Genomic DNA, 16,910 nt, shown 5'->3' on the forward strand with positions numbered 1-16,910 from the left:
AATCAGACAAGGACCCATCACAATATGCTAAGTAATTGTTAGGTACCTAATAGCCTACATTTTCCCATTGGTTGCTGACCCAACCCTGATTAATCTTGGGATTCTTCGTTACCTGAGCTGTACGCATGGCAACATCTTCTGTCATAACATCCATTTTCTTCTTGGATGTATCGACAATATCTTGCGCACTACGAAGCAAACGACCTCGAAGTTCATCGTCTGTCGCGATCTTATAGCCAGCAAAGGCACCAGCCGCGACAGTCGTCGCCAATGCAATCGCAGTTAAAATTCTATTCCTCATCTTGGCCTCCTTGATCAAACTGAATCATTTCGCCAAGAATACGAGAGAGCTCTTCCTCGTCTTTAAACTCAATCTCAATCTTATTCTTTCCACGCGAGCTCTTCACACGCACGTTGGTATTAAAAACCTGACGAAGCACGCGGGCTGCCTTTTTAAAAGACTGAGGGGTTGCAGGCCTCGGCGTCTTAGGTGTCTCTCCGGCAGAAAACAACGGAGCAAGATTTTCTGTCGCTCTTACGGAAAGGCCCTCTGCAACAACCTTCTCTGCAAGTCGAATTCGAGCATCCTCATAGGGAACTGCAAGAATCGCACGTGCATGACCAGCAGTAAGTTTACCCTCAAATATCATCTGCTGAACTACTTCGGGGAGATCGAGAAGACGCAGCGAGTTTGTAATTGCAGAGCGTGACTTGCTTACTGCCTTCGACAATGCCTCCTGGGTCATACCGCTGGCATCGATGAGCTGTCGATAGCCCTTAGCCTCTTCGACGGGATTCAGATCTGAACGTTGAAGGTTTTCGATAAGAGCAAGAGCCAGCATCTCTTCATCATTTACCTCTTTAATGATGACTGGCAATTCTTCAAGGCCAGCAAGCTTTGACGCCTGGTAACGACGCTCACCAGCGATGATCTCATAGCCGTTTCCATGCTTGCGAACCAAAAGCGGCTGCAAAACGCCATGTTCTTGGATTGACTCGCTCAACTCGCGAAGTTCAGTTTCGTTAAAGTGAATTCGCGGCTGATTAGGGTTGGGAACGATATCCTCAATAGGTAGTTTTGTTTCAGATGCAGCATTTGAAGCCGATGCAGCCGAACCGCCGGTCTCATACTCGGCCTCTGAGACCAAAGCATTCAGTCCACGTCCCAATCCGCCACGTTTCTTTACACTAGGCACGCTTGATCACCTCTTTTGCAAGGTTCATATATGCTTTTGCACCCTTATTTTGAGGTGCATAGGTAATTACTGGTTCTCCAAAAGACGGAGCTTCGGAGATTTTAACCGTACGGGGGATTAGCGTCTTAAACGCCTTATCACCAAAGTACGATTGAACCTCCTCAACAACCTGATTCGATAGTGAAGTACGCGAGTCATACATGGTCATAAGCACACCATAGGTGTCTAAGCCCTTGTTCAGCCTTGATTTGACCATCTTCATTGACTCAAGCAGCTTCGTAACGCCCTCGAGTGCGTAATATTCGCACTGGATCGGAATCAAAACGCTGTCTGCTGCGGTCAAAGCGTTGATAGTAAGCAGGCCGAGCGAAGGAGGACAGTCAATCAAAATAAAATCGAACTCGTCCTGAATCGGCTCAAGCAAATCTTTGAGGCGGGTTTCACGTGCAATTGCGCTTACGAGCTCAATTTCGGCGCCTGCAAGCTGAATTGTAGCTGGAATTACGAATACCTTTTTGCAATTTGTATCAAGAACAAGTGATTCTGCCGGCACATCATTCAACAATGCATCATAGATGCAGTGATCAAGGTCTTCTTTTTCAATTCCGAATCCACTGGTGCTGTTTCCCTGCGGATCAAAATCGACAATCAGTGTCTTACGACCCTGCTCACCCAGTGCTGCTGCAAGGTTTACAGCCGTCGTTGACTTACCGACGCCGCCTTTTTGATTGATGATTGCAATGATACGCGTGTCTTTTGCGCTCTTTGAACGCTTAACGTCGCGAAATCCCACGGTCCCTCCTGGTGTGTATTTAAGCTGTCAAACGGAGGATGTTTCACGTGAAACATTCCGAATCGATATCAACCGCCATGTTTCACGTGAAACACTGCAAGTTGTTAGTATCCATTATGTTTCACGTGAAACATCTAGGCAAGCGGATTCTTCTTTGCCACGCCATTTGCACGAGGCAATGAAACGGATGCTGGATGACTCTTCTTAAGAACAATGAACTCCCTGTGACCCAAGCCTTCAGGCAAATCAATTGCGTCATTCAGAAGCAAAGTGAAGCCGCAAATCTTAGCTGCTGACATGCCGGAAGCAAGCTCCTCATCCGAAGGATTGCCCTTGGTTATAACAAATAGCCCTCCATCCTTCAGATACGGAGCCGCATACTCAACAAGAATCGGTAGAGGGGCCAGTGCGCGGGCGGTTACAACAGAGAACTGCTTCTTATGGCTCCGAGCATATTCTTCAAGACGATCATGAACCGCATGGGCATGTTTCAATCCAATAGCATGGACAAAGGAATTTACCGCATCAACCTTCTTGCCAACAGAGTCAATATAAGTAGCTTTACGATGCGTGGTTATGGTTAATGGAATACCAGGGAAGCCCGCACCTGTTCCCATATCGAGCAAAGCTCCCTCAGGAGCCTTGTTGATATAGGGGAGCAAAACAAGTGAGTCGAGGATATGAAGTACTGCAGCATCTTCTACGTTAAGAATACGGGTGAGATTGGTTGTCTTATTTGTTTCTAGAACCAAATCCAAATGCTGAATACATTTCCTCAGCTCAACATCAGTTACGCTCAAGGAATACTCTTTGCAATAGAAAGCTAGACGACTCAACATCTCGTCAGCTTGCTGATCAGTAAGTACTAACAACGAAAGCTCCTTTCTGACAAAAATCAGCGTATCGAGAACTTTTGACAAAAAAAGGGGACGTGGAAACCACGTCCCCTTAGCATAAACTCGAGTAGATTATCGAGCAACAATCACCACATGGCGATCAGGGTCAGAACCCTCAGAATGAGTATCGACGGCATCATTGCCACGAAGTGCAATGTGAACCAGTCGACGCTCGTAGGCATTCATGGGCGGAAGCGAAACACTCTTATGAGTGCGAATGGCACGCTCGGCAGCAGACTGAGCCATGGAGGCAACCTTGTCCTGACGGCGGCTCTTGTATCCCTCGACGTCCACTACAACCGGATACCTAAAGCCAAGTTTGCGGCTCACCAGCAAAGAGAACATAACCTGAAGGGCATCAAGGGTGCGACCATGACGGCCAATGAGAACAGCAAGGTCGGGAGCCGTTACATCCAAAATCAGCTCACCTTCGTCGCCCTCATACTCATCGATAGGAGAGTTGGCGGCATCGAAGTGCGAAAGGATGGAACGCAGGATGGAAATAGCAACATCGGCAATGGTGTCGAGCTCCTCATCGGTCAGCTCTTCACCAGCCTTGTAGCGCTGTGCAATCTCGGGATAATCGCCCGCGACCTGCGGGGCAACCTCCTCAAGCATATCCTCGATGATCTCTTCAGACATAACGTACTCCAAAAGTTAGGTACCTAAATAAGATTGATATCCCACTACTTCTTCTTGTGCGGGCGCGGCTTCTTCTCTCGACGAGTGACCTCAACCTGCAGCGGAGCGTTCTTAAGACGCTCCTCCTCATCGGCCTTCGCCTTGTCGATGACCTTCTGCGTCACAAAAATCTGCTGGATAACCTGCCAAGCAGACGAGACGTCGTAGTACAGCAGAACACCAACGGGAAGGCTCCAGCCCATCCAAAGCATCATGACCGTCATGACAACGGCCATCATACGCATGCTCTGAGCCTGCTGGCCGGTCTGGTTGCGCGACATATAGAGCTGCGGAATCAGGGTCAGGACGGCGAACAGGATCAGGCAAACCAGCGCAGGCAGTGCAACCATAAAGCCATCGGCAAAGGAAGCACTCGGCGTGGTGGTCAGGTCGGGCAGGATGTTGAAGAACGAGAACGTGCCGTCGTTAAAGTACTGCGGCAGGTTGCGCAGCAATGTAAACAGGGCGAACAGGATAGGCATCTGAATCAGCAGCGGCAGACAGCCAGCCATGGGGTTGAACTTGTTCTCGCTGTAGAACTTCTGCATCTCCTCGGCCTGACGCTGGGGATCGTCGGCATAGCGCTCCTGGATCTCGAGCATCTTGGGCTGCAGCACCTGCATGCGAGCCGTCGACTTGGTCGACTTGAGCATGAGCGGCGTCAGCAGCAGACGGATGATGACCACCAGGATGATGATGGACAGGCCCCAGTCGACCGCAAAGGTCTGGATGAGCTTGAGCAGCTCGAAAAGGATGTTAACGATCCAATCCCACATGTAAGTTTTCCTCCGATAGCGAGTGCCCGCTAGGGCACAGGGTCATAACCGCCGACGTGCAGGGGATTGCAACGAGCGATGCGCCTCACGGCAAGCCAGCAGCCTCTCAAAACACCGTGCTTCTCAATCGCCTGGATGGCGTATTGCGAGCACGTTGGGTAATAAATGCAGGCGTCAGGCAATAAGGGCGAAATAACCTGTTGATATATGCGAATAGGAGCGATGGCAACACGTCGCAAAACGTGATTGCTCATCGCTCCTCCCCGGCAACGCCGGCGCGCTTCATAAGCGAACGCAACGCCTTGTCCATCTCCTGCGGCGAGGAAACCCTCGTCTTGGGAGTTGCAAACAAGATGATGTCATAACCCGCAACGGGAAATCCGCAGCTGCGGGCGGCCTCGCGCATCACACGCTTAGATCGGTTGCGCACGACGGCACAACCGAGTCGCTTAGCACCAACGAAGGCGACCCTTCCGGAGTCGCCTTCGCCAACCGATTCACATATGGTCATTCGAATCAGAGGGTGATTGAAACGACGCCCCTGACTGAACACATGCTCGAAATCTTGCCGAGACTTAATAGTCTTCATGCGAGATGTGTGTATCGCTGCTAGACAGTGAGACGCTTGCGGCCCTTGGCGCGACGACGGGCGAGCACGGCACGACCACCCTTAGTGGCCATACGGGCACGGAAGCCATGGGTCTTGGCACGCTTACGCTTATTAGGCTGATACGTACGCTTCATCTTAAGTTCCTCCTGCTGCATTTCGAGTGTCCGCGGGGACGCGGACGCAGATATAGACACGTGAGCTTGAAGATTGTAGGGAAATCAATGTTCAAATGTCAAGAAATCAAAGGTAAAAGGTTGCGCAGTTCACACGGTTCCCCCATAAGCACAACCGAAATTTGCGCCTCATGGCAACCTTTCACGATATTTCATCGAGTTTTCAACAGGTCATGTTGGCAATGTTGAGAACTTTTCGCCCATTTTCCAAAGTTTTCAACAAGTTTTGAAAAGTTGTCGAAAGATGAGAAACGTTGCACGGTGAGCTACTATTTGTTCGAAACCTTTTGAAAGATTGCGAGCGGCATGTCTGACGACTTTTACACCATGGTCGATTCCGGAGACCCGGCACCCGACAACGAGCACATCACCGGCGTGCGCGAAGAGCGTGCGGAAGGCGAGCAGACGACCACGCAGGCGCCAAAAGCCATGTACGCCGCGCGCATCGCCGTCTATGACGACATGCTGTCGACACCGCGGGTGATCGTCATTGATCCGCAAGATGTCCGCACGTATTTGGAAGAGACGACCAACACCGTCTACCAGTGCATGAAAGAACAAGGTGGCCATATCTCGCTCATGGTCATCCGCGAGATTGTCGAAAACTTTATCCACGCACACTTTGCCGAGCCCATCATCTCGATTCTGGACGGCGGAGACACCATCCGCTTTGCTGACCAAGGACCCGGCATCGACGACAAGGAACGTGCTTTCGACTTTGGCGTTACCAGCGCAAACAGCAAGATGAAGCGCTATATCCGTGGAACCGGAGCAGGGTTTCCCATGGTGCAGGAGTATTTGGAAAACGCCGGCGGTGCCGTATCCATCGAGGACAACATGGGCAACGGCACCGTGGTTACGGTAAGCCTGAACCCTAAACGCGTGCAGGAAATCGAGCGTGCCGGCGGACGCGGCGCTGCCGTGCGGCCCGAGACGGAGCAGCCCACATATCCCCTGCCGGGAGCTTTTGCGCAGCAGCCCATGGCAACGCAGCAGATGCAGCCCCCCGCGGGACAGATGCAGCAGCCCGGAATGATTCCTACACAAGAGCCCCAGGCGGCATCGATGTCGATGCTGCCAAGCATGCCAGAGGCCGTGCCGCTGGCGGATCAGGATGCAGCAGCAATGCAGCAGGCGACGGGCGCACCGGGTGGCCAGCAAATGGGCTATCAGCCGTACCAACAAGGATATCCATATCAGCAGATGCCGCCACTGGGGTACGGCCAGCAGTTCCCGCAGCAGTACCAGCAAGGATATCAGCAGCCGTACCAGCAGATGCCGCAGCAGCAGTACAACCCCTGGGCCCAGCAGATGCCTCCGCAGCCTTACCAACAGTGGCCTCAAAGTTTTCAACAGCAAATGCCACCGATGCAGAGTTCTCAACAACCAGCAGCTCAAATGATGTATCCTAATGCAGCAAATCAGCATGCGCAGCCACAACCGGACGTGTTCGTAAGCGATCGCGGCAACGCCGCGCTGGGCTATCTGGCGCAAAATCAAGCGTGCGGTGCAACCGATCTGGCGAGGGCGTTTGGAAACTCGGCCCCCACTTGGTCACGCACGCTCAATGACTTGGCGCAGGCCGGCTTGGTCATCAAGCATGGCCAGAAATACCATCTGACCGAACTCGGCGCCGCTCGCGTGCGAGCTCAGAGCTAAAGAACGGGAGAGACAGTGGACGAGGAAGCAAGCATCATCCTGGGGGATGCCATCGCCTTTTGCCAGCGCGACGGCCAAGATGCACGCCTCATCAACATGCTGGGGCAATCGCGCGCCATAAGCCTGACCGAAGATGCGCTCACGATCGAGGCCCCCTCGCGCTTTGCCATCGCGCAGCTCAAAAAGCATCAGCCGACTATTGAGGCCTATCTGGAAGAAATCGCCTTTGCACCGATCGCGCTCGACATCGTAGCACCGCAAGGCGCCGCGACGGAATCCGCTGCCGCCACGGCGCCCGCCACGGCGCCCGCCACGGCTCCCGCTGCTTCCCCGGCGGTGCCGGCCTCCGCAGGCGACGCGTCGACGGTCGAGCACCAGCACAGCGATGTTTCCCGTGAAACCATGGCACCGTTGCCGACCGCGGCGGCGACGCCAACGAACGCGCCCGTCACGCACATGCCCATCGCTCACGACGCAGCGGCGGGCGCGGATTCGGGCATTGCAATCAAAAACACGCTCTCGGCCGACGATTTTCGTCGCATGATGAACCAGATGAAGGGCGGGGCGCCGACTAAATCCACGCAAGCCGCGACCCCCACCTCACCCATGCCAGCACCGACCGTGCCGGCCGAGCAGAATACGGATGGAGCCCCGCTCGCCGCGAACTCAAAATTTACCTTTGAGAACTTTGTCTACGGCCCCGAAAACAGCCATGCCTATCGCTCGGCACTCAAGTTTGCCGCCCTCGCGGACGAGCGCGGCACATGCACATCACTGTTCATCTACGGCAAATCGGGCCTGGGCAAGACGCACCTGCTGCTTGCCATCAAAAACGAGCTCGCCGAGAAGTCGCCCGAGATCAAGGTCAAGTATGCCAACTCCCAGGCATATCTGGACGACCTGATGACCGAGTTCGACCGTCAAAAGAAGAGCAACGCTCCCATCATGCAGGCGTACCACGGCGTGGACGTGCTCATCATCGATGACATCCAAAACATCATCGGCAAGCGCGCGAGCGTGGACTACTTTTTCCAGCTCATGGACGAGTTCATCCGCAACAACAAGAAGGTCGTCATCGCGGCAGACCGCGCCCCCAAGGACCTAAGCATGGACGAGCGTCTGACCAGCCGCTTCAACGCCGGCATGCTCTGCCTGGTTGCAGAGCCCAGCTACGAGATGAAATACAAGATCTTGCAGCGCTATTACGAGAACACCATCGTCGCCGCCCCCGAGGCAGGCGACGACTCGCTGCTGGCGGCCTATGGGGGCGACGGCGGGCACCTGACCGACGAACACTTTAAACACATGGCCGAGGTCTCGGGCACCAACATCCGCGAACTCGAGAGCTTTTGCGAGCGCTGCGCCGGCGAGGCGGGTGACCGCGAGCGCGAGGGCGGGGAGCTCACCTTTGACGATATCGACGCCATCGCCAGCCAGTACTTCGACACATCGGCCAAAAAGATCAACGTCCAGACGGTTCAGTCCGTCATCGAAGAGCAGTACGGCGTGACACACGAGGAGCTCATCGGCCCGCGTCGCAACGCCAATATCGCCAAAGCGCGCCATATCGCTATCTACCTGGCCATCGAGATGTGCGAAATGACGACCACGGCGGTGGGCGCCGAATTTGGCAACCGCAACCACTCGACCGTCAGCACGAGCTACAAAAAGGTCCAGAAGATGATCCAGGAAGACCGCACCGTCACCGAAGACCTCAAGTCACTGCGCGATAAAATTACACTGCGCTCGTAGGGAAATAGAGACACCTGTTGAAAACTTGTCGAAACCACGGGCATAAGGTGTTTAAAACCCAACCCGCGGTGATGAAAAGTTTTGCGCAGGTTTTGAACGTGGAAAACCACCCCCGTTGCACACAGGTTGCTGTCGATTCTCTTTCTGGGTCTGACCTGCGTCTTTGGGAGTAATCAACAGTTTCGTCAGTGCTATTACTATTATTAAGATATTTATATCTATAGAAAGGTATTAAAAGATGAAGTTCACCGTCAGCCAGAGCTCGCTTACACAAGCCATCGGCGTCGTTATGAAGGGCGTCGCTTCGGCATCCACCCTTCCCATCCTGTCGGGCGTGCTCGTCAAGGCGCAAGACGGCATCTTGGAATTCCAGACCTCTAACTACACCATCTCGATCCGTCATCGCATCGCGGCACATGTCGAAGAAGAGGGCGAGATGGTTATCCCTTGTAAGATGCTCTCCAATATCACCAAGACCCTCCCCGATGCCCCAGTCACCTTTGAGCTGTCCGAGCGTCAGGTGCTGATTGGTTGTGAGAAGAGCTCTTTCCGCCTGAACACGCTCGATGCCAATGACTTCCCCGAGTTTCCGGCCTATGCCATCGAGAGCGCCGTGGAACTGCCGACCGATATCTTGTCCGAAATGGTCGGCCGCGTGTGGCGCGTCACCTCGACTGACAAGGCCCGCCCCATCCTGGGTGGCGTGCACATGAAGGTCGAGAACAACACCGTGCGCCTGGTGGCGACCGATTCCTTCCGCTTGGCCGTGTGCGATACGCAGGTCGAGACCTCAACCCTCGAGGGCTCCTTTGAACTCAACGTTCCGGCCGACGCCTTTAACGACGCGCTGAACATCATGGCCAGCCAGGCGACCATCATGATCGGGGCTACCGACACCCAGGTCGTCTTTGAGGCCGGCAACACCACCTACGTGTCGCGCCGTATCGAGGGCGTGTACCCCAACTACAAGCAGCTCATCCCCGATTCGTGCGTGACGAGCGTCAAGATCGACGTGGCGGCTTTTAATGCCGCCCTCAAGCGCGTGGCGGTCATCGCGAGCGCGAACCCCGCCGTCAAGTTCGAGATCGATGTCGAGAACGGCCAGATGGGCCTGTCCTCCATCTCCAATGACCAGGATCTGGCGCAGGAGACAATCGATGTCGAGGCCGAGGGCGAGTCGGGCACCATCGCCTTCAACTACCACTACATCTTCGGGTGCCTCAATGCCCTATCCAAGGAGAAGGAGATCACGCTGGAGCTCAAGAGCTACTCGCAGGCGGGTATCTTTAAGTCCTACGACAAGATCAACTATCTGTACCTGGTCATGCCGGTTCGCATCTAGCGCTGCGCCATGACCATGTTTGCCCGCAACCTTTCCGTCGCGCGCTACCGCAGTTTCGATAGCTACCGTCTTGACCTGGACGAAGGCGTGACGGTGCTTGCGGGACCCAACGCGGCGGGAAAGACCAACCTCATAGAGGCGCTGCAGCTTTTGACGAGCGGCGCCTCGTTTAGGCATCCCACCGCTACCGAGCTCGTGCACGACGGCACGGGCTCGTGCAGGCTCGCGTTGAGGCTCGAGGGCGATGGCCGCGTGCTCGATATGGGGCTGGGTGTTGAGGACGGCAAGCGCTCGTTTAGCCGTAACGGCAAGAGGTGCTCGGCTGCCGGCGTGCGCGGGGTTATGCCGAGCGTGCTGTTTTGCCCCGATCATCTGGATATGGTCAAGCGCGGCGCCAGCGTGCGCCGCGCCGCCCTCGATGACTTTGGCGTGCAACTGAGCGCCCGTTACGCCGACCTGGTGAGCACCTACGGGCGTTGCGTGACGCAGCGCAACGCCCTGCTCAAGGAGACCTGGTGCTGCCGCGAGATGCTCGGTGCGTGGAATGACTCCATCGCCCGCGCCGGGTCAGCCCTGCTCGTGCATCGTTTGGCCCTGCTCGACCGACTGGCGGGCCATGTGCGCGCCGCGTATGGGCAGGTGGCGTCCGGCGAGGACGCAGGCGTGTCCTATGTATCCACACTGGGGGATTTACCTCAAACCGAGGGGCGCGAGGAACTTAAGGGCTGGGCGTACGAGCATATGCTCGCGGCCCTCGATGAGCGTGCCGATGAGGAGATGCGCCGCGGCGTGACGCTTGTGGGTCCGCATCGCGACGAGATTGAGTTTACCGTTGCGGGTCGATCTGCCCGTTCGTTTGCCAGCCAAGGGCAGCAGCGAACGCTGGTGCTTGCCTGGAAGGTGGCAGAAGTGGCCGTGGCGCGCGATATCCTGGGCACCGCGCCACTGCTGCTTTTGGACGACGTGATGAGCGAGCTCGATGCCGGGCGCCGAGGCGCTTTTCTGCAGCTGATCGGTGATGACATCCAGACGGTCATAACCACCACCAACTTGGGGTACTTTACTGATGACCTGCTTGAACGAGCCAAGGTGGTGAGCATGGGTGAGGCGTGCTAATTACGAGCGCGAGAACGGAACGGTTGCCTTTGGCGGCTTTTTGGATGCCGAGCGTCAGCGCATCCTGGCGGCCGCGACACCTGAGCGCCGCGCGCAAATGGAGGCTGCCGAGGAGTCGCGCGCGGTCTATCGTGCCTGGAATGCGGTGTGCTCGGGCACGCGCGAGGGACGCCACGTGACGGGCCTGCGCTACCTGCCCGAGTCCAATGAGCTGCTGGTGTATCTCGATTCGCCCTCGTGGACGCAGGAGATGACGCTGCTGCGCGAGATCATCCGGGCGCGCATGGAGCGGGCCGGCGCGCATGTGGACGGCCTGGTGTTCAAAACGACCGCGCCCGGTCACACGCCGCCGGCTGCCAAGGAGCGCCTGCGCCCGGCCGTGACCGAGCGACCGCCGGTTCCGCACGCCGATCTAAGCGAAGCCGAACGCGGCGAGATCGAGCGCCAAGTGGCGCCCATCGAAGACCAAAAACTGCGCGAGGCCCTCGAGAATGCCATGAGAGCCAGTGCCGAGTGGGCCAAGGGCGTGCAAAGCGAGAAAGAGCCTTAAATCGCATCTGGTGGCCTTGTAGAGCCAAATACCCTCGCTCCCGAGGGTATTTTTTTACGATAAACTAGTAAGGCTGTACACATTTTCTTAGCTGAAGGAGGACGTGTGGCAAACGAAAACGATTACGATGGCGGCGAGATTAAGATTCTCGAAGGTCTCGAGGCCGTTCGTAAGCGCCCGGGCATGTATATCGGCTCGACGAGCGCCAGCGGCCTGCATCACCTGGTGTGGGAGATCGTTGACAACTCCGTTGACGAGGCCATGGCCGGTTTCTGCACCGAGATTCACGTGACGGTCCACGCCGACAACTCCATCACGGTCGTCGACAACGGGCGAGGCATCCCCGTCGACGAGCATCCCATCAAAAAGATCCCGACGCTCGAGGTCGTTATGACGATCCTGCACGCCGGCGGGAAGTTCGATAACTCGGCCTACAAGGTCTCGGGCGGACTGCACGGCGTGGGCATCTCCGTCGTCAACGCACTGTCCAAGCGCGTGGTCGTGCAGGTGCGCCGTGATGGCAGCGTCTACGAGATGGAGTTCTCGCGCGGCAAGACCGTCAAGAAGATGGAGGTCGTGGGCACCTCGGATTCGACGGGTACCACCGTCAGCTTCTGGCCCGACGACGAGATTTTCGAGACCTGTGTCTACGATTTCGATACGCTGCACAACCGTCTGCAGGAGACGGCGTTCCTCAATAAGAATCTAAAGATTGTGCTGACCGACGAGCGCGAGGCGACTCCCCACGTGGAGGAGTTCTGCTACGAGGGCGGCATCATCGACTTCGTCAAGTTCCTCAACGACGGCAAAGACGTTCCCGAGGCCTTCAAGGAGCCCATCTATATCGAGGGCAAGTCGGATCCGGATGCGCCCGTGACCAAGATGGGCGAGGTCGAGGTGTCCCTGCAGTGGAATGCCGGCTACGGCGAGAACGTCATGTCGTTTGCCAACGACATCTACACCCCCGAGGGCGGCATGCATCTCGAGGGTTTCCGCACCGCTCTCACCCGCGTGATCAACGATTACGCTCGCAAGCAGAACCTACTCAAGGAGAAGGAGGCCAACCTGAGCGGCGACGACGTGCGCGAGGGGCTTTCGGCCGTCATCTCGGTCAAGCTGCCCGACCCGCAGTTTGAGGGCCAAACCAAGGCCAAGCTCGGCAGCTCCTACATGCGCGCGCTCACGCTCAAGATCGTGACCGATGGGCTGACCGATTATCTGGAGGAGCATCCCAAACCCGCCCGCGAGATCGTCAAGAAGGCCCAGCAGGCATGCAAGGCCCGCAACGCCGCCCGCAAGGCGCGTGAGGCGACCCGCCGCAAGAGCCTGCTCGAGACGGCGTCGCTGCCCGGCAAGCTCGCCGACTGCTCGGTACGCGATGCCGAGCTGACCGAGCTCTTTATCGTAGAGGGCGACTCGGCAGGCGGTTCGGCCAAGGACGGCCGTCGCCGAGACATCCAGGCGATTCTGCCCCTGCGCGGCAAGATTTTGAACGTCGAGCGCGTGGGTGACCACCGCGCGTTCTCGAGCGACACCATCCAATCCCTGATCACCGCGATCGGCTGCGGCATCACGACGAGCGCCGGCGACGGTGGCGACTTCGATATCAGCAAGGCGCGCTACCACAAGATCATCATCATGACCGATGCAGACGTTGACGGTGCGCATATCCGCATCCTGCTGCTGACGTTCTTCTACAAGTACATGCGCCCGCTGATCGATGCCGGCTATGTCTATGTTGCCTGCCCGCCCATCTTTGGCATTAAGGTACGCAACAAGATCCATTACGTGTATCCCAACGGCCGCCAGCCCGAAGACGAGATTCTGCGCGACACCATTCAGAGCCTGGGCCTGAACCCCGACGACAACGACGAGGACGGCAAGGCCAAGGATGGCAAGATCACCAAGAAGCGCAAGGGCTATACCGTCCAGCGCTACAAGGGCCTGGGCGAGATGGACCCCAAGCAGCTTGCCTCGACGACGATGGACCCCAAGACCCGTATCCTGCAGCGCGTGTCGATCGAGGACGCCGTGGTGGCGGACCGCGCCGTGCGCGAGCTCATGGGTTCCGAGGTCGGCTATCGCCGCGAGTACATCGAGAAGCACGCACATGACGCACGATTCTTAGACGCCTAGCTTTCCCAGGCACCCCATCTTGCCCTTCAGGATTTCGGGCGCCGCACGCAAGGCGTGCGCCCTCATCCTTCAGGGCAACCTGGGGCACCTGGAAAACCTAGGAGGGTTATCCGGTGTTCCCGGTAATCCGTCTCCGTGGTGGGGAACTAATGGACCACGCAAACCATGAGGAGGTAACGTGGCAGACGATATCAACAACAATGAGGGTATGGACGAGGCCGGCGACGCCGGCATGCCCGATGATCTGAAGCGCCTACTCGCCCGCGCCGAGCAGGGCGAGGACGGCGATCCGGATTCCTATAACCCCGACGCCGAGGATGAAGATGATGAGGATGACGACGCCGAGCTCGAGGAGAGCTTCGGCGCGGTCGATCGTGGCGCTTCGGCCGGCGAGGACATCAACGGCGGTCAGCTCCAGATTTCAGAGTTCGGCCGCGAGATGAAGCAGTCGTTCATCGAGTACTCGATGTCGGTCATCACGGCGCGCGCCCTGCCGGACGTGCGCGACGGACTAAAGCCGGTGCACCGCCGCATCCTGTACGCCATGAACGAGAGTGGCATCTACCCCAACCGCCCGCATAAGAAGTCGGCCTGGACGGTCGGAGAAGTTATCGGCAAGTACCATCCGCACGGTGACTCCGCGGTTTACGAGGCCATGGTTCGTCTGGCGCAGTGGTTCTCCATGCGCACACCGCTCATCGATGGCCACGGCAACTTCGGCAACATCGATGGCGACGGCGCGGCGGCCATGCGTTATACCGAGAGCCGCCTGGCAAAGCCTGCCATGGAGCTGCTGCGCGACCTGCAAAAGGATACCGTCGACTGGCAGCCCAACTACGACGAGTCGCTCGCCGAGCCCGTGGCGCTGCCCGCGCGCTTTCCCAACCTGCTGGTCAACGGTAGTCAGGGCATCGCCGTCGGCATGGCCACCAATATCGCCCCGCATAACCTCACCGAGGCGATCGAGGCCACCTGCTACCTGATCGACAATCCCGACGCCACCGTCGACGAGCTTATGCAGATCATGCCCGGTCCGGACTTCCCCACCGGCGCCATCATCATGGGCAGCGCCGGCATTAGGCAGAGCTACGAGACCGGTCGCGGCTCCATTACCGTGCGTGCCAAGGCCCACGTGGAATCCACCAAGACCGGTCGCAGCCGCCTGGTCTTTACCGAGATTCCCTACATGGTCAACAAGGGCACCTTGCAGGAGAAGATCGCCCAGCTCGTAAACGACAAGCGCATCGAGGGCATCTCGGACATGCGCGACGAGTCCAACCAAAAGGGCATCCGTCTGGTCATCGAGCTCAAGAAGGGCGTCATTCCGCAGGTCGTGCTCAACAACCTGTATAAGTACACCTCGCTGCAGACGACCTTTGGCGCCAACAACCTGGCACTCGTCAACGGCGTTCCCAAATGCCTGAGCTTGCGCGAGATGCTGCAGCACTACATCGACCACCAGGTCGACGTCGTCACCCGTCGCACTCGCTTTGACCTTAAGAAGGCCCAGGCACGTGCCCATATCCTCGAGGGCTACTTGATGGCTCTCGACCATATCGACGAGGTCATCAGCATTATCCGTTCCTCGCAGACCGACTCCGAGGCAAGCGGCCGCCTGATCGAGCGCTTTGGCTTTACGCCCGAGCAGACCACGGCCATCCTCGAGATGAAGCTGCGCCGCCTGACTGGCCTGGAGCGCGACAAGATCCAGGAAGAGCTGGACGGTCTGCGCCGCGCCATCGCCTACTACGAGGACCTGCTGGCGCATGAGGAGAAGATCCTGGGCGTCATCAAGGAGGAGATGCGCGAGATTTCGAAAAAGTTCGGCGACAAACGCCGCACCGAGATCAGCCATGTCGAAAAGGATCTGGATGTCGAGGACCTCATCGCCGACGAGGACATGGTCGTGACCATCACCCACACCGGCTACGTTAAGCGTATCCCGGTGGCTGCCTACCGCGCCCAGAAGCGCGGCGGCAAGGGCGTGTCGGGCGTCAACCTTAAAGAGGACGACGTCATCGACGAGATGTTTATCGCGTCCACGCACGAGTACGTGCTGTTCTTCTCGAGCAAGGGCAAGGTCTACCGCCTGAAGGTGCACGAGCTGCCGGTGGGTACGCGCCAGGCGCGCGGCACCGCGATCGTCAACCTGCTGCCCTTTGAGGAAGGCGAGAAGATCGCGAGTGTCATCAGCTGCCGCGAGTTCCCCGCCGACGAGTACCTGATGTTTGCCACCAAGAGCGGCATGGTCAAGAAGACCGTGATGAGCGCTTACGACCGCAGCCGCCGTGATGGCCTGATCGCCATCAATCTGAGAGACGACGACGCGCTGCTCGCCGTGCGCCGTGTGCGCGAGGGCGACAAGATCATCCTGGCCACCACTGCGGGCAAGGCGATCATGTTCCCCGAGGACCAGGTTCGCGCCACGGGACGCGACACCAGCGGCGTTCGCGGTATTAGCATGAAGGACGGCGTGAGCGTTTTGGGTATGGAGGTTACCAACGGCAACGGCGACCTGTTTGTCATCACCGAGCGCGGCTACGGCAAGCGCACGCCGGTCGCGGACTATCCGGAGCAGAACCGCGGCGGCCAGGGCGTCTACACCATCCAGATGACCGAGCGCAAGGGAAACCTCGCGGCCATGAAGACGGTGGGTCCGCAGCACGAGCTGTTCATCGTGACGGAAGGCGCGACGGTCATTCGCGTCAAGACCGATGAGATTAGCCAGACCGGCCGAGCCACCCAGGGCGTCAAGATGATGACCGTCGACGCCAACGACCGTGTGTGCGCTGTCGCCCGCATGACGGCAGCTAAGGAAAAGCCCGAAGGCGAAGGCGCCGAGGCCGAGGCAACGGTCGATGCCGAAAATACCCCAGTCGACCTAGGCGACGGCAACGACATGCCAGAGGATCTCCTAGACGAGTAAGAGGCCCTAGCTGGTAGAAAATATCAGACCCCATATATCGGCGGTCGGCGCACTGCGCGCCGACCGCTTTTTTGAAAACCTCGGGACTCGCGTTCGCCCCGGCCACACGGCGGCATGCGAAGTCGATCGCGAGTTCCGCACGAGCCAGAGAGCACTTAATGTGCTCTCTGCGCGAGTCAGGACTGTCCGAGCAGGCGACTTCACATGCCGCCGTGCGGCCGGGGCGAACACCCTCCAAAGATTTTCAAAAAAGTTGTTGACGCGCGCGTAACGACTCGTCTAATATATCCCTTGCGCGATGGAC

At 57.5% G+C, this 16,910-nt stretch carries 16 protein-coding genes; 7 read left to right on the top strand and 9 right to left on the bottom strand.

Annotated features, from left to right (window positions below; translation table 11 throughout):
- Window positions 1-46 precede the first annotated feature (46 nt).
- From AB5758_RS02675 to rpmH, 9 genes are all read right to left on the bottom strand, one after another.
- Window positions 47-301 carry a hypothetical protein gene (locus tag AB5758_RS02675; protein WP_149926478.1) on the bottom strand — a complete coding sequence of 85 codons (255 nt, stop codon included), beginning with the start codon at window positions 299-301 and terminating at the stop codon, window positions 47-49.
- Window positions 291-1,196: a ParB/RepB/Spo0J family partition protein gene (locus tag AB5758_RS02680; RefSeq protein WP_195361607.1), complete on the bottom strand. Its 906-nt coding sequence runs from the start codon at window positions 1,194-1,196 to the stop codon at window positions 291-293. Before AB5758_RS02680 ends, AB5758_RS02675 begins: the two co-directional genes overlap by 11 nt.
- Entirely contained in the window at window positions 1,189-1,989 is an 801-nt protein-coding gene (locus AB5758_RS02685) for a ParA family protein (RefSeq protein WP_215673721.1), read from the bottom strand. The genes AB5758_RS02680 and AB5758_RS02685 overlap by 8 nt, the downstream gene beginning before the upstream one ends.
- Window positions 1,990-2,123: 134 nt before the next feature.
- Complete coding sequence (gene rsmG / locus AB5758_RS02690) at window positions 2,124-2,861, bottom strand: 16S rRNA (guanine(527)-N(7))-methyltransferase RsmG (protein ID WP_252204612.1); 738 nt, start codon at window positions 2,859-2,861, stop codon at window positions 2,124-2,126.
- Window positions 2,862-2,957: 96 nt separating this feature from the next.
- Window positions 2,958-3,527, bottom strand: coding sequence for a Jag family protein (locus tag AB5758_RS02695; RefSeq protein WP_022093802.1), 570 nt, complete (start codon window positions 3,525-3,527; stop codon window positions 2,958-2,960).
- 44 nt (window positions 3,528-3,571) lie between these two features.
- Window positions 3,572-4,342 carry a YidC/Oxa1 family membrane protein insertase gene (locus AB5758_RS02700; protein WP_006236192.1) on the bottom strand — a complete coding sequence of 257 codons (771 nt, stop codon included), beginning with the start codon at window positions 4,340-4,342 and terminating at the stop codon, window positions 3,572-3,574.
- Between the two features lie 29 nt (window positions 4,343-4,371).
- Complete coding sequence (gene yidD, locus AB5758_RS02705; protein WP_082222962.1) at window positions 4,372-4,596, bottom strand: membrane protein insertion efficiency factor YidD; 225 nt, start codon at window positions 4,594-4,596, stop codon at window positions 4,372-4,374.
- Window positions 4,593-4,931, bottom strand: coding sequence for a ribonuclease P protein component (gene rnpA, locus AB5758_RS02710; RefSeq protein ID WP_006236191.1), 339 nt, complete (start codon window positions 4,929-4,931; stop codon window positions 4,593-4,595). The genes yidD and rnpA overlap by 4 nt, the downstream gene beginning before the upstream one ends.
- Window positions 4,932-4,951: 20 nt before the next feature.
- The gene (gene rpmH / locus AB5758_RS02715; RefSeq protein WP_019127408.1) at window positions 4,952-5,086 is read right to left on the bottom strand and encodes a 50S ribosomal protein L34; all 135 of its coding nucleotides are present in this window, start codon (window positions 5,084-5,086) and stop codon (window positions 4,952-4,954) included.
- A gap of 345 nt (window positions 5,087-5,431) precedes the next feature.
- Between rpmH and AB5758_RS02720 the strand changes: the two genes are divergently transcribed.
- The 7 genes from AB5758_RS02720 to gyrA all read left to right on the top strand — a co-directional run bounded on the left by AB5758_RS02720 (window position 5,432) and on the right by gyrA (window position 16,606).
- Entirely contained in the window at window positions 5,432-6,784 is a 1,353-nt protein-coding gene (locus AB5758_RS02720; RefSeq protein ID WP_368141469.1) for an ATP-binding protein, read from the top strand.
- Window positions 6,785-6,799: 15 nt separating this feature from the next.
- On the top strand, window positions 6,800-8,536 hold the full coding sequence (locus AB5758_RS02725; RefSeq protein WP_368141470.1) for a DnaA ATPase domain-containing protein: 1,737 nt from the start codon (window positions 6,800-6,802) through the stop codon (window positions 8,534-8,536).
- 238 nt (window positions 8,537-8,774) lie between these two features.
- Window positions 8,775-9,878, top strand: a complete 1,104-nt coding sequence (gene dnaN / locus AB5758_RS02730) for a DNA polymerase III subunit beta (RefSeq protein ID WP_022094338.1) — start codon at window positions 8,775-8,777, stop codon at window positions 9,876-9,878.
- Window positions 9,879-9,893: 15 nt separating this feature from the next.
- Window positions 9,894-10,994: a DNA replication/repair protein RecF gene (gene recF / locus AB5758_RS02735; protein WP_368155353.1), complete on the top strand. Its 1,101-nt coding sequence runs from the start codon at window positions 9,894-9,896 to the stop codon at window positions 10,992-10,994.
- Entirely contained in the window at window positions 10,981-11,544 is a 564-nt protein-coding gene (locus AB5758_RS02740; protein WP_368141472.1) for a DciA family protein, read from the top strand. The genes recF and AB5758_RS02740 overlap by 14 nt, the downstream gene beginning before the upstream one ends.
- A gap of 105 nt (window positions 11,545-11,649) precedes the next feature.
- Window positions 11,650-13,680, top strand: coding sequence for a DNA topoisomerase (ATP-hydrolyzing) subunit B (gene gyrB / locus AB5758_RS02745; protein ID WP_368141473.1), 2,031 nt, complete (start codon window positions 11,650-11,652; stop codon window positions 13,678-13,680).
- Window positions 13,681-13,888: 208 nt separating this feature from the next.
- Window positions 13,889-16,606, top strand: coding sequence for a DNA gyrase subunit A (gene gyrA / locus AB5758_RS02750; RefSeq protein WP_368141479.1), 2,718 nt, complete (start codon window positions 13,889-13,891; stop codon window positions 16,604-16,606).
- Window positions 16,607-16,910 lie beyond the last annotated feature (304 nt).

Source organism: Collinsella aerofaciens (assembly GCF_040926405.1).
Classification (GTDB): domain Bacteria; phylum Actinomycetota; class Coriobacteriia; order Coriobacteriales; family Coriobacteriaceae; genus Collinsella.